11 protein-coding genes are annotated in these 13629 nt (G+C 65.3%); 7 read left to right on the top strand and 4 right to left on the bottom strand.

Annotated elements, in window-relative coordinates:
* Positions 1-14 precede the first annotated feature (14 nt).
* From AS031_RS07270 to AS031_RS20135, 3 genes are all read right to left on the bottom strand, one after another.
* Complete coding sequence (locus AS031_RS07270; RefSeq protein WP_058267448.1) at positions 15-404, bottom strand: hypothetical protein; 390 nt, start codon at positions 402-404, stop codon at positions 15-17.
* A gap of 122 nt (positions 405-526) precedes the next feature.
* Positions 527-814 (bottom strand): hypothetical protein, encoded by a 288-nt coding sequence (locus AS031_RS20140; RefSeq protein WP_218918349.1) that lies wholly within the window; start codon positions 812-814, stop codon positions 527-529.
* Between the two features lie 41 nt (positions 815-855).
* Positions 856-1458, bottom strand: a complete 603-nt coding sequence (locus tag AS031_RS20135; protein WP_218918348.1) for a hypothetical protein — start codon at positions 1456-1458, stop codon at positions 856-858.
* 222 nt (positions 1459-1680) lie between these two features.
* Between AS031_RS20135 and AS031_RS19450 the strand changes: the two genes are divergently transcribed.
* From AS031_RS19450 to pdxS, 6 genes are all read left to right on the top strand, one after another.
* Entirely contained in the window at positions 1681-2016 is a 336-nt protein-coding gene (locus tag AS031_RS19450) for a DUF6504 family protein (protein ID WP_074446929.1), read from the top strand.
* A complete protein-coding gene (locus tag AS031_RS07260) occupies positions 2013-5498 on the top strand; it encodes a DNA polymerase III subunit alpha (RefSeq protein ID WP_058267446.1) in 3486 nt (1161 codons plus the stop codon). The genes AS031_RS19450 and AS031_RS07260 overlap by 4 nt, the downstream gene beginning before the upstream one ends.
* A 128-nt stretch (positions 5499-5626) precedes the next feature.
* Complete coding sequence (gene thrS / locus AS031_RS07255) at positions 5627-7636, top strand: threonine--tRNA ligase (protein WP_058267445.1); 2010 nt, start codon at positions 5627-5629, stop codon at positions 7634-7636.
* Positions 7637-7651: 15 nt separating this feature from the next.
* On the top strand, positions 7652-8239 hold the full coding sequence (locus AS031_RS07250; protein ID WP_058267444.1) for an HIT family protein: 588 nt from the start codon (positions 7652-7654) through the stop codon (positions 8237-8239).
* Positions 8229-8852: a phosphatidylinositol phosphate synthase gene (gene pgsA / locus AS031_RS07245; protein ID WP_058267443.1), complete on the top strand. Its 624-nt coding sequence runs from the start codon at positions 8229-8231 to the stop codon at positions 8850-8852. Before AS031_RS07250 ends, pgsA begins: the two co-directional genes overlap by 11 nt.
* A gap of 136 nt (positions 8853-8988) precedes the next feature.
* On the top strand, positions 8989-9915 hold the full coding sequence (gene pdxS / locus AS031_RS07240) for a pyridoxal 5'-phosphate synthase lyase subunit PdxS (RefSeq protein WP_058267442.1): 927 nt from the start codon (positions 8989-8991) through the stop codon (positions 9913-9915).
* Positions 9916-10199: 284 nt separating this feature from the next.
* Here the strand turns inward: pdxS and AS031_RS07235 are convergent, their stop codons facing one another.
* Entirely contained in the window at positions 10200-12212 is a 2013-nt protein-coding gene (locus tag AS031_RS07235) for a M3 family metallopeptidase (RefSeq protein ID WP_058267625.1), read from the bottom strand.
* Positions 12213-12296: 84 nt separating this feature from the next.
* On the opposite strand from AS031_RS07235, the gene AS031_RS07230 reads away from it, so the two are divergent.
* Positions 12297-13622: a CapA family protein gene (locus AS031_RS07230; RefSeq protein WP_082641969.1), complete on the top strand. Its 1326-nt coding sequence runs from the start codon at positions 12297-12299 to the stop codon at positions 13620-13622.
* Positions 13623-13629: the final 7 nt, after the last annotated feature.

The following is a 13629-nucleotide window of genomic DNA, read 5'->3' as shown; positions in this document are numbered from 1 at the left end:
CGACCGCCCAGCTGCTAAAGGTTTTCCTCCACGGGGACACCGTGCTGGAACTCCCGGCCGTCCGCCTCGCTGAAGGCGGACATGGTGTGCCCTGCGCCCAGTCCGTTGATGGCGTCCACCGGGAACTGGACCGTGATTGAATTCCCCGAGTGGGATACGCCGGAGAGGTCATAGTCCTCCTCCACGCCCTGTTCGCGGTTGAACGAGTAGAAGGCTATGGCCTCCCCGTTCATGAACTCTATGCACAGCCGCCGCTGCGACGAAAAGTCCTGGGTGGCTCCCATCAGTCCCACGACGTAGGCGCCGGAGCCGGGAATGCTGCCGTCAATGTCGAACGTGGCTACAAGGGTGGAGTCCTGGGCCTTGATGCTTGCCTGCTTGAGGAGTGCGTCTTGGGTTTCCATGGCTCAATCCTGCTCCCTGCCGAACTGTCAGTCCACCCCCGGATGCGGTGGCGGGACAGTAACGCCGAGGTGAGCCGGGGCGCCCGGAATCCAGGGCCCCGGCTCCCGGTTCCCGGCGCCTGTCAGTTGCAGGCCATGGTCCACAAACAGGTGTGGTCGCCCTCGGTGTGGGCTGCCACCGCAACGCTGATGCTGGCCCAGCCGCGGTTGGCGTTGACCGCCTTGCCCGACGGCGGCTGCACGGAAGTGATGGTGCATCCCGGCTGGCTGTCCACGCGGATGCCGTGGGTTCCGGCCTCCACTGCTTCAAAGTGTGCCTCGTGGAAGGCCAAGACTGCGGGGTTGTACTCCGAATACTTGATATTGGTAGCCCCGTTCGTGTCGGTCCACAGCGCAGCGTATCCGTCCATTGCAGTCCCGTTCTTCCAGAACCGGACGTCGATCTCAACGATCAGCGGATTCCTGACCTTGAAGTTGTCCGTCTTGCTGTACCTGGGAACGAAGCAGTTCTTGTTGCCTGGGGCGCTGCAGTCAAGCAGGTTCGTGGGGGAGACCCACACTTGTAGACCCCGCCGTCGTTTAGGGTGTCGGTGTAGGGAAAGAGTTGGACGGTCATGCCGCCATCCTCGGTGCTGGTCCCAGTGGCATGTTTGCAGGACCCGGAGGCATCCACGCTGTTAATGACGCCGCTCGCATCGACGGTGAACTGGCGGCAGGACACGGGATCGGTGGAAAGCAGGGTCTTGCCCGACGGGTCGGTCACCTGGAAGGAGTAGGTGCCCGCCGGCAGCCCTGCGGCATCGGCAGGGGCGTTGATGCCCGGGCCGCCGTTGAGGTAGACGGCCTGTTGTGAATCGTAGATGTTGAGATTGACGGGATTCCCGCTGCTGTCCGTGGTGAAGATGGCCCCGGACAGTTGAACTGGCGGGGCGGCGGTGGCGGGGCTCCCGAGCAATGCCATTGACGCCAGAACGATGCTTCCCGGGATGGCTATTTTTCGAAACATTGTTTTGCCTCGGATCTGTTGTTGCCAATGGACACTGACGCGCAGCAAGCGCGGATCTCAAGGCAGAGGCGCGCTGATGAATAGTCCGGTCAGGACCAATCGTCGGCTGCACCTCAGATGCGGGAAATAGTACCCCGGGCGTGGAGGCAGGCAACGGATTCTGCCCGACTTCCGGACACCTTCGGGTGGGCGTAGACTGAAGGTATTCGAATACATGTTCGAATGCTGTCATCCGTTACACCGCTGGGGAAATAGGGAGGGAGAGGCGCCATGGGTCTGTTCAGCCAATCCGTTGACGTTTCCTGTGCCCCCGACGGCCAGCCGCAATCCCTGCAGTGGAACGGAACGACCTATGCCGTCTGCGCCGAACCACTCCGCTGGTATGAACGCCGGCAATGGTGGGCGGAAGAGAGCAGGGCGCCGCTGGGAAGCGGGCCGGGAGTAGTAGACCACGAAATCTGGCGTATCCAGGTTCTTCCCGCCAACACCTCCGGCCAAGAACCGCCTTTCCCTGAGCCCCTGACCCTGGACCTCACACGGCATATCCGCAGCGGCCGGTGGCGGCTCCTGCGCATCCACGACGCCCTCCATCCCACTACAGCATGACCTTCACACACCTGCACGTTTCCACCGCATTCAGCGCCCACTACGGCGTCTCCTGGCCCGATGAACTGGCGCAATCCGCTGCAGGCGACGGCGCCACGGCGCTCGCCTGCACGGACCGGGACGGCCTGTACGGCACCATCAAGCACCTCAAGGCCTGCATGGCCGCGGGGATTGACCCCATTGTGGGCGTTGACCTTGCAGTACTGGACGACGACGGCGACCACCGCACCCAGGTATCCGGCCGGGTGGTGGTGCTCGCCAAGGGGCACAACAACGGTGCCGGCTACCGTGCCCTGTGCCGGCTGATTTCCGACGCGCACGCCAGGACCTCCGGCAAGGCGGGGGGAACGGTCCCCGTTGCCGTCACCCGCGCTGAACTCGCTTCACGGACCCTCGACCCCACCACCCTCAAGCCGGTCCTGATGGTACTGATCGGCCCCGACTCGGATGTCGGCCGGGCCATGGGAGGGCGTCGCTACCTTCGGCCACGCACCCTGTTCAAGGAGTGGCTCGATGCCATGCCCGCCGGGACGCTGGTAACGGAGATCGTCTCCCAGCTCAGCGCCCCGGGAACCCCGCTCAGCACTGCCCATGCAGTCAGGATGCTCCGGCTCGCGGAGGAACACCGGGTTCCTGCAGTCCTCACCAACGCTGTCCGGTACTGCGCAGCTGACGGCGCCCCCACCGCTGATGTCCTCGATTCGGCACGGACGTTGAAATCCCTGCCGGAACTCGCCGCTGAACCCCTTCTGCAACCCACCGGCCAGGGATGGCTGAAAAGTTCCGACCAGATGCACCGGCTGGCCCGGGAAATCATTTCAGCTGCGGGGTACGGGAAAGCAGACCTCACCCAGTTGCTGTCCCAAACCGAGGCGCTCGCCGATGCCTGCCGGATCGATCCGGTGGCGGACATGGGCTGGAAGCAGCCTGTTGTTCCCGAAGCATCGGTCATTGGAATCAACCAGGACCCGTATGCGGAGCTGGTCCAACGGTGCAGCGCAGGGATCACCCGCCGTTTCCCGGGAATTTCCGGTGCCCGGGAACACTCGTTGCGGGCAAGGCTGGAGCACGAACTCCGCATCATCCACGAGCTGAACTTCTCCTCCTATTTCCTGACGGTGGCGGAGGTCTCCAGGATGATCCAGGACATGGGGGTCCGGGCTGCGGCGCGTGGTTCCGGTGCCTCAAGCCTGGTCAACTACCTGCTCGACGTCAGCCATGTGAATCCGCTGCAGCACGACCTGATCTTCGAACGTTTCCTGTCACAGGACAGGGCCACCCTTCCTGACATTGATATCGACGTCGAGAGCGCCGAACGCCACAACGTCTACCGGAAGATCTTTGACCGCTTCGGCGCTGAGCGGGTCACGCTGATGAGCATGCAGAACGGATACCGGGCCAGGGGAGCGGTCCGTGATGCCGGCCTGGCCCTGGGCATGGACGGCGGGGAAGTAGGGGAGATCGCGAAACAGCTGTGGCGGTTCTCCGCGGGCAAATTCCGGGAAGCGCTGCAGGAAAAACCGGAGCTGAGGGACTTCGCAGGGCGGGTGGAACAGCGGGAAATGGACGGCAACCAGCAGTTGGACCTGCTGGTCGACCTGACCGAACGCCTGGACCGGCTGCCCCGGCATATCTCCATGCATCCCTGCGGGGTCATCCTCGGCGACGCCACCCTGCTGGACCGTACACCCGTCCAGCCCAGTGGCCTGGGGCTGCCCATGAGCCAGTTCGACAAACACGACATGGATCCCATGGGCATGCTCAAACTCGATGTCCTGGGTGTCAGGATGCAAAGTGCCATGGCCTTCGCCGTCCGTGAAGTTATCCGGCTGCATCCCTCCAAAAAGGAAGTTGTGGCCGCCGGCAACCACGGTCCCGGCCCGCAGGGGACGGGCCCGGACTATATTGCCGACAACGGCCACATAGACCTCAACGCTGTCCCCCTGGATGACGAGGCAACCTTTGAGCTGATCAGGAGCACCCACACCCTGGGGTGTTTCCAGATCGAATCGCCCGGCCAGCGGGAACTGATCGGCAAGATGGCGCCCAGGGAATTCAACGACCTCATCATCGACATTTCGCTGTTCCGCCCCGGCCCGATGAAATCGGACATGGTCAGGCCCTTCCTGGAACACCGGCATGGCTTCGCCCCGGAGGTCTACCCCCACCCGGACCTGAAACCCGTCCTCGCCGAAACCCATGGCGTCACCGTGTTCCACGAACAGATCCTGAAGACCTTCGACGTGATGACGGGCTGCGGCCTGGCGCAGGCCGACGAGTTCCGCAGGGCATTGGGCAACGAAGCACGCGAAAACGCCGTGGAGGTTTTCTTCCGCAAGGCTGCCCGCGCCAAGGGCTACACCCCTGAGGTGGTGGATAAAGTCTGGGGAACGTTGAAGGCCTTCGGCAGCTTCGGCTTCTGCAAAGCCCACGGTGCCGCCTTCGCCGTCCCCACCTACCAGTCAGCCTGGTTGAAGACCCACCATCCGGAAGCATTCCTGGCAGGCCTTTGGGAACACGATCCCGGAATGTATCCCAAGCGCCTGCTGGTTGCCGAAGCCAGACGCCTCGGCATCCCGATCCTGCCGCTGGACATCAACCGGAGCAAGGACGAATACCGGGTTGAACGGATCAGTTCCGGGGCGGATGCCGGAAAGCTTGGCATCAGGTTGAGCCTGAAGGGCATCTACGGACTGTCGGCAACAGAACTGAAAAGGATCGTTGCCGGGCAACCCTTCGACTCCCTGGCTGACCTCCGCTCCCGTGCCAGGGTCAGCAAACCCAGCATTAAGCGGCTGGCCCAGCTGGGTGCTTTCGATGCCCTCCACAAGGATGCCGGTGGCTCCGCCAACCGGGCGGACCTGGTGCACCATCTGCAAACCCTCCAGTCAACAGGGGCCAGGAAAAGCAGTGGAATCCTTGAAGGCCAGATGGCACTTCCCCTGGGCGATGTGGAACTGCGCAACGTCAAGCCCGGCCTGCCGGAACCCAGTGTCGTGGAAAATGTCCGTGCAGAGCTGGACCTGATGGCTGTGGACGTCAGTACCCACCTGATGGACAGTCACCGGCCCCTCCTTGAGCGGCTGGGAGTCACCACAGCAGACAAACTGCTGGGCCTGCGCAACGGCACCGAAGTCCTGGTGGCCGGGGTACGGGTGGCCACCCAGACCCCACCCATGCGCGGCGGCAGGCGTGTTGTGTTCATCAGCATCGACGACGGCACAGGCTGCATCGATTCAGTGTTCTTCCATGAGGCGCAGGAAAATGCGGGGCCCCTGCTGTTCGGAACCCGGCTGCTGCTGATCCGGGGGACCACCCGCAGGACCGGTCCCCGCGGGATCAGCCTGAGCGCCAGCATGGCCTGGGACCTTGCCCGCACCGAAACCCTGCCGGTTCCGCCGTCGGATGCCCCTGTTCCCCAGGCCGCGCATCCCCTGGACGGCATCACCAGGAGCCTGGCCATCACTGGTTTCAACGGCTGAGCCGGGCCCCGGGACAACCGTGTCCCGCGTTGGTCGGCCCTCTCCCGAACCGATAGCATTGACGATGGCTGGCTGTGGTCCCCGTATGCCGCAAGCTATGAAGCCTCAACTTTGAATAGGAGACACCCGTGTCAGATGCCCAGCAGATCACCCTCGTCGTCGATGGCGAAGAGACAAAGGTGACTACCGGGACAACCGGTGCGGAACTCTTTTTTGAGCGCCGCGACGTCGTCGTGGCCCGCGTCAACGGCGAACTGAAGGACCTTGACCAGGAGCTGCCCGACGGCGCCGACGTTGAAGGCGTCACCATCGAATCACCGGACGGCCTCAACGTCCTGCGGCACTCCACCGCCCACGTCATGGCCCAGGCTGTCCAGCAGCTGCGCCCCGACGCCAAGCTGGGCATCGGCCCCTACATCACCGACGGGTTCTACTTCGACTTCGACGTCGCCGAACCCTTCACCCCCGAGGACCTCAAGACCCTCGAGAAGATGATGCAGAAGATCATCAACCAGAACCAGAAGTTCGTCCGCCGTGTCGTCACCGACGACGAAGCCCGCGAGGCCATGAAGGACGAGCCCTACAAGCTTGAGCTGCTGGGCAAGAAAAACGACGCCGCCGAGGCCGGCGAGGGCGTGAACGTCGAGGTCGGTGCCGGCGACATCACCATCTACGACAACGTGGAACGCAAGGAAGGGACCACCGTCTGGTGTGATCTCTGCCGCGGCCCGCACCTGCCCAACACCAAGCTCATCTCCAACGCCTTCGCACTGACCCGCTCCTCGTCCGCCTACTGGCTGGGAAACCAGAAGAACCAGCAGCTGCAGCGGATCTACGGCACCGCCTGGCCCACCAAGGACGACCTCAAGGCCTACCAGGAGCGGATCGCCGAGGCCGAACGCCGCGACCACCGCAAGCTGGGTTCCGAGCTGGACCTGTTCTCCTTCCCGGATGAACTCGGGTCAGGCCTGCCGGTCTTCCACCCCAAGGGCGGCATCATCCGCAAGGAGATGGAGGACTACTCGCGCCAGCGCCACGTTGAGGCCGGCTATGAGTTCGTTTACACACCACACATCACCAAGGGCCACCTGTACGAGGTCTCCGGCCACCTGGACTGGTACAAGGACGGCATGTTCCCGGCCATGCACGTGGACGCCGAACTCAACGAGGACGGCACTGTGCGCAAGCCCGGCCAGGACTACTACCTGAAGCCGATGAACTGCCCCATGCACAACCTCATCTTCCGGTCCCGCGGCCGCTCCTACCGCGAACTGCCGCTGCGGCTCTTCGAGTTTGGCTCCGTCTACCGCTACGAAAAGTCGGGCGTGGTCCACGGGCTGACCCGTGTCCGCGGCATGACACAGGACGACGCCCACATCTACTGCACCCGCGAGCAGATGAAGGACGAGCTCACCAAGACCCTGACCTTCGTCCTGGACCTCCTCAAGGACTACGGGCTCAACGACTTCTACCTGGAACTGTCCACCAAGGACCCCGAGAAGTACGTGGGCGACGACGCCACCTGGGAGGAAGCCACCCGCACCCTCGCCGAAGTGGCCCAGGAGTCCGGCCTGGAACTGGTTCCGGATCCGGGCGGAGCGGCTTTCTACGGTCCCAAGATCTCCGTCCAGGCCAAGGACGCGCTGGGCCGCACCTGGCAGATGTCCACCATCCAGCTGGACTTCAACCTGCCCGAACGCTTCGAACTGGAGTTCCAGGCCGCCGATGGCAGCCGCCAGCGCCCGGTCATGATCCACCGTGCACTCTTCGGCTCAGTGGAGCGGTTCATGGGTGTCCTCACCGAGCACTACGCCGGTGCCTTCCCGGCCTGGCTCTCCCCGGTACAGGTGGTGGGCATCCCGGTGGCGGAGACCTTCAACGAGTACATGTTCGACGTCGTCGACCAGCTCAAGGCCGCCGGTATCCGCGCCGAGGTGGACACCTCCTCGGACAGGTTCCCCAAGAAGATCCGCACCGCCAGCAAGGACAAGATCCCGTTCGTGCTGATCGCGGGCGGCGACGACGCCGAGGCAGGCGCCGTATCCTTCCGGTTCCGTGACGGAAGCCAGGACAACGGCGTGCCGGTGTCCGAGGCGGTCAAGCGGATCACCGAGGCCGTACGCAACCGGACCAGCTAACGAACGGACATCCCCGTGCAGGAGAACACAGGCTCCGGGTATCCAGGTGATCCCGGCGTAACCGACGACTTTGCCCTCGCCGGTGTTCCGGACGCCTTCCAGCGCCTGTGGACTCCGCACCGGATGGCCTACATCAAGGGGGGACAGCACCAGTTCAAAAACCAGAACGACTGTCCGTTCTGCCTGGGTCCCGGCCGCACCGATGAGGACGCCCTCATCGTCTACCGCGGCAAGACCTGCTACGTGGTGCTGAATCTCTTCCCATACAACCCCGGGCATCTCCTGGTATGTCCCTACCGGCACATCCCCGACTACACGGACCTGACGCTGGAGGAAACGGCAGAGTTCGCCGACCTGTCCCAGACGGCGATGCGGGTCCTGCGCAAGGTCTCCAACCCCGGCGGGTTCAACCTGGGCATGAACCAGGGCGTGGTGGGCGGCGCCGGCATCGCCGCCCACCTCCACCAGCACATCGTTCCGCGCTGGGGCGGCGACGGGAATTTCTTCCCCATCATCGCCCAGACCAAGGCCATCACACAGACCCTCGACGAAGTCCGCCAGATGGTGGCCGAGGCATGGCCCGGGGAGTCGGATGCTGAATAGGCACGCCCGCGGCTTCTTCACCGCACTGTTCACCCCACTGGCCCGCTGGCTGCTGCGCATGGGCGTCTCGCCGGACGCTGTCACCATCGCCGGCACCCTCGGCGTGGCCGCCGGCGCCCTGGTCTTCTACCCGATGGGCCAGCTGTTCTGGGGAACGGTGTTCATCACCGCGTTCATCTTCTCCGACGTCCTGGACGGCATCATGGCCAGGATGCAGGACGTCAAGAGCCGCTGGGGCAACTTCCTGGACTCCACCCTGGACCGGATCGCCGATGGTGCCCTGTTCGCCGGCCTCGCGGTGTGGTTCTTCACCGGCGGAGGCAGCACTCCCATTGCTGCGGCCGCCATGGTGTGCCTGGTGCTGGGCATGGTGGTGTCCTACGCGCGGGCCAAAGCCGAATCCCTCGGCTTCACCGCCAACGTCGGCATCGCGGAGCGGGCCGAACGGCTGGTATCGGTGCTGGTGGTGACCGGCCTGACCGGTCTCGGCCTGCCGCCCCTGGTGCTCCTGGCCACGCTCGTGCTGCTTGCCCTGGCGAGCCTCATTACAGTGGTCCAGCGGGTGGCATCAGTCCGGCGTCAGGCGCTGGCACAACCATTTCCCGCGGATTAACGCAATTAAGCCCGGCGGTCACCGGGGGACTAGTATATAAGTGCCCGGTCAAGCGACCCGGCAACCCGTGCGTGCACCCCCGGCAGTTGCCGCCGCATGCCCGGCGAAGATCATCTGTCTACCCATAGGGGTTTTTGTGTCTACACCTGATGTAAGCAACGAGGCCGGTTCCTCCGCGAACAGCGTCACGGGCAGCAGCCGTGTGAAGCGTGGCATGGCCGAGATGCTCAAGGGCGGCGTCATCATGGACGTCGTCAACGTCGAGCAGGCCCGCATCGCCGAAGATGCCGGTGCCGTGGCAGTCATGGCGCTGGAGCGTGTTCCGGCCGATATCCGCGCCCAGGGCGGCGTGTCCCGCATGTCCGATCCGGACATGATTGACCAGATCATCGATGCCGTGTCCATCCCCGTGATGGCCAAGGCCCGCATCGGCCACTTCGTCGAAGCCCAGGTCCTGCAGTCCCTCGGCGTGGACTACATTGACGAGTCCGAGGTCCTCACCCCGGCCGACTATATCAACCACATCGACAAGTGGAACTTCACGGTTCCCTTCGTCTGTGGCGCCACCAACCTCGGTGAGGCCCTGCGCCGCATCAACGAGGGCGCGGCGATGATCCGGTCCAAGGGCGAGGCCGGCACCGGCGACGTTTCCAACGCCACCGGCCACATGCGCAAGATCCGCGCCGAGATCGCCAAGCTCTCCTCCCTGCCCGAGGACGAGCTCTACGTGGCCGCCAAGGAACTGCAGGCCCCGTACGAACTGGTCAAGGAAGTTGCCGCCAACGGCAAGCTCCCGGTGGTGCTGTTCACCGCCGGCGGCATCGCCACCCCGGCTGACGCCGCGATGATGATGCAGCTCGGCGCCGACGGCGTGTTCGTCGGCTCCGGCATCTTCAAGTCCGGCAACCCCGCCCAGCGCGCGGCCGCCGTCGTGAAGGCCACCACCTTCTACGACGACCCCGACGTCATCGCCAAGGCCTCCCGCGGCCTGGGCGAAGCCATGGTGGGCATCAACGTCGACGAGATCCCCCAGCCGCACCGCCTGGCTGAGCGCGGCTGGTAACCTCCGCCCTCTGTGACGCGCCGGACGGCGCGATCCTCTGCGTGCTATTCCCCGGCTCCCGCTGCCGCCATATGGGTGCGTGGCTGGGCCGGGGCCCCTTTTACGCACGCTGCCGGACCGCACCGCCTTGCGCTTCGGTTCCGTTTGTAAAGTACGACGCCGGTTCCTCACCTCTTTCGGTGGGGGACCGGCGTCGTTCTTTTAACCCAAGTAGGTAGCAGTAAGTGTCGTTTTGGGGCTCCAAAACGACACTTACTGCTACCTAGTTGGGGGAGGGGACGGCGTTAGTCGAGGCCGCGGCGCTTGAGCAGCGGCTCCAGTTTGGCGTCCCGGCCCCTCAGGATCCGGAACGACTCCAGGGGGTCGCGGCTGTTGCCGCGGGACAGGAGCTCCTGCCGGAAGCGGTCACCGTTTTCGCGGGTCAGTCCGCCGCTTTCCGTGAACCAATCCACCGTCTCGGCGTCCAGGACCTCGCTCCAGATGTAGGAGTAGTACCCGGCCGCGTAGCCCGCCCCGGCAAAAATGTGCTGGAAGTAGCCGGTCCGGTACCGCGGCGGAATCAGTGGATGCGCTATCCCGGCGGCGGCCAGCGCCTTGGCTTCGAATTCCAGTCCATCCTCCGGCACCTCCCCGGGCTCGAGCGTGTGCCACGCCAGGTCCAGCAAGGCCGCGCCCAGGTATTCGGTGGTGGCGAAACCTTCACCCCACAACCGGGATTCATTCAGGCGGTCGACGACGTCCTGTGCCAACGGTTCCCCACTGACGGAGTGCCGGGCATAGTTGGCCAGGACCTCGGGCCACATGATCCACATTTCGTTGACTTGCGACGGGTACTCCACAAAGTCCCGGGGCACGGAGGTCCCGGAGAACCGGGGATACGTGACGTTGGAGAACAGGCCGTGGAGGGCATGGCCGAACTCGTGGAAGGCGGTCCGGACCTCATCCAGGGTCAGGAGCGTCGGCTCGCCCGCCGGCGGCTTGGAGATGTTCAGGTTGTTGATGACCACCGGCCTGTCGCCCAGCAGCCCTGACTGGTCCACGAGCGAGTTCATCCAGGCCCCGCCGCGCTTGGACTCCCTGCTGTAGTAGTCGCCGAGGAACAGCCCCAGTCCGCTGCCGTCCGCGTCACGCACCTCCCAGACCCTGACATCAGGGTGATAGCCGGCGAGGTCATCCCGTTCGTGGAAGGTGATTCCATACAGCGAGGTGGCAGCGTGGAACACCCCGTCCCGGAGGACCCGGTCCAGTTCGAAATACGGGCGGAGTGCCTGCTCGTCGACGTCGTACTTTTCCTTCCGGACCCTTGCCGCGTAGTACGCCCAGTCCCACGCCTCCAAGGGGTGCCCGGCAACCTCGGCAAGGGCGGCCGCCTCGGCGTCGGCGTTGCGGACCGCCGCCGGTGCCATCCGGCTGAGCATGCTCTGCACTGCCTCGAAGTCCGGCGCCGTCTGGCGGTCGGCCACAAGTTCGGCGTAGTTGGCGAAACCCAGCAGCCGGGCCTTCTCCGCCCGAAGCCCGGCCATCTCCCGGGCCAGGTCCAGGACGTCGAGGCTGCCTCCGTCACTGCCCCGTGCCACCGAGGCCTCGAACAGCCGACGGCGGACGGTCCGGTTTTCGAGCGACGCCAGGGCAGGCTGGTTGCCGGGCTGGATCAGGGTCAGCAGGTATTTGCCGTCGTGCCCGGTCGCACGGGCTGCCGCGGCGGCCGCCGAGACCTCGTCTGCCGGAAGGCCCGCCAGTTCCGCGGCGTTGTCCAGCAGCAGCGCCGCGGACTTCATGCCCTCCTTGACGCGCTGGCCGAATTCCGTGCCCAACCGGGACAGCTCGGCATTCAGTGTCCGCAGCCGTTCCTGTTGCTGCTCCCCAAGCTGGATGCCGGACTGCCTGAACTCCTTGAGGTAGTCCTCCACCAGCCTGGCGGACTCCGGGTTGCAGGCGCTGGTGTCGATGGCGAGGAACCGGCTGTACAGGGCCCGGTCCAGGAAGATGTCGTCCTGATGCGCGGAAAGCAACGGGGAATACCGGGTCTCAAGGTCCTTGATGTCGTCGGAGGAGTCCGCGGACGCAAGCGTGAAGAAGGACGCCGCCGCCCGTCCCAGCAGCTGCCCGGACCGCTCCATCGCCACGGCCGTATTGTCCAGGGTGGCCGGTTCGGGGTTACCGGTGATGGCGGCAATCTCGGCACGGTGCTCCGCGAGGCCGGCTTCCAAGGCCTCGGCGTAATGGGCCGCCTCAATTTCCGCGAAAGGCGGAAGACCGTAGGGGAGTGGACTGGCGGCGAGCAGGGGGTTCGTCATGAACACAACCTTTCATATGGGGGCACGCTTCTCAACGCGCGCAAATGCGTGTTCCTGCTGGTCAGCCTTCTTACACTCTTCCCTATGGGGACAAGAACCGGGAAGGCGCCCGGGCGCTTCAACATGCGTCAGGGACTGTGGCAAGGGACCCGCGTCCTTGCCGGGCTCTCCCTGCTTGGCGTCGCGCTGACCGGCTGCGGCGTGCTTGCCGCCCAGGACGGATCCGCCCCGGCGGCCACCGTGGAAGGCGCCGCTTCTCCGGAAGGTCCGCCACCGCCGTCGGACGCCCGGGCACCCGCAGGCTCCCCGGCCAGCCCGGCAGCCACGCCGGGTCCAACGCCTGTTCCGACGCCGGGGACGGGCCCGCGGTGCCCTGTGTTGCGGTGCACATCAGTCGTGCTCACCGGCGACATGGCCGTGGACCGTGCGCTCTGGGAGCAGGCCGGGAAGGATGCGGCGGCTGCCGGACATTCGGGCACGGATCTTGTGCCGGGCCTGGAAGGGCAGCGCCGGTACCTGGACGGGAGCGACCTCGCCGTCTGCCACCTGGACGCCCCCGTGGGCCTGCCGGACGGCCCTTTTGCCGCCCGTCCGTCCTACAACCTGCCGCCGCAGATTATCGCCGCCGCCAAGGACATCGGCTACGAAGCATGCACCACGGCCGGCCGGCACTCAGCGGACCGGGCCTCGGACGGGCTGCTCCGGACCCTGGACGCCCTGGACGCCGCCGGCGTGCAGCACACCGGCTCCTACCGGACTGCCAGGGAGTCCGGTGAAATCCTCATCCTGCAGGCAGCGGCGGCGAAGGTGGCCGTCATCGCCGGAACGGACAGACTCAACGGGCGGGCGACGGAGTATCCGTGGCAGGTGGACATGCTGGATCCGGCCGCCATGGTGGCCAAGGCCCGCAAGGCCCGCGAACTGGGGGCAGACGTGGTCATCGGCGCCATGCACGCAGGAGACGAATTCTCCGCCGTCCCTAATGCCCGGCAAAAGGAGGTGGCGCACGCGCTGGCGGACAGCGGCCAGTTCACCCTTGTCTACGGCCATGGCAGCCGGTCAGTGCTGCCTTTGGAGAACCACCACGGCACCTGGATCGCCTACGGGCTGGGCAACGGGATCGCGGAGGTGTCTGCCCGGTCGGTACTCAATGGCGAGGGGCTTCTTCTGCGTGTCCAGTTCGGGCAGGACGCCGCCGGATCCTGGTCCGTCACAGACCTGGCCTGGGCGCCCACGGTGATGGTCACGGATCCTTACCGCTGGTGTTCGGTAGCGGCCGACTCCCCGCAAGGCCAGTGCGCCGGGCCGGAAGCTGACGCCGCCTCACGCCTGCGGACCGTGACCGTGCTCGAGTCCATGGGCGCCGCCGCTGCCGGTGCCCATGAGCTGCTCATCACGCTCGAAAAATAAGCCGGCG

This window comes from Pseudarthrobacter enclensis (assembly GCF_001457025.1).
Lineage (GTDB): Bacteria > Actinomycetota > Actinomycetes > Actinomycetales > Micrococcaceae > Arthrobacter > Arthrobacter enclensis.
Note: the sequence above shows the minus strand (reverse complement) of the source record. Positions and strands in the feature narration are given on the sequence as shown.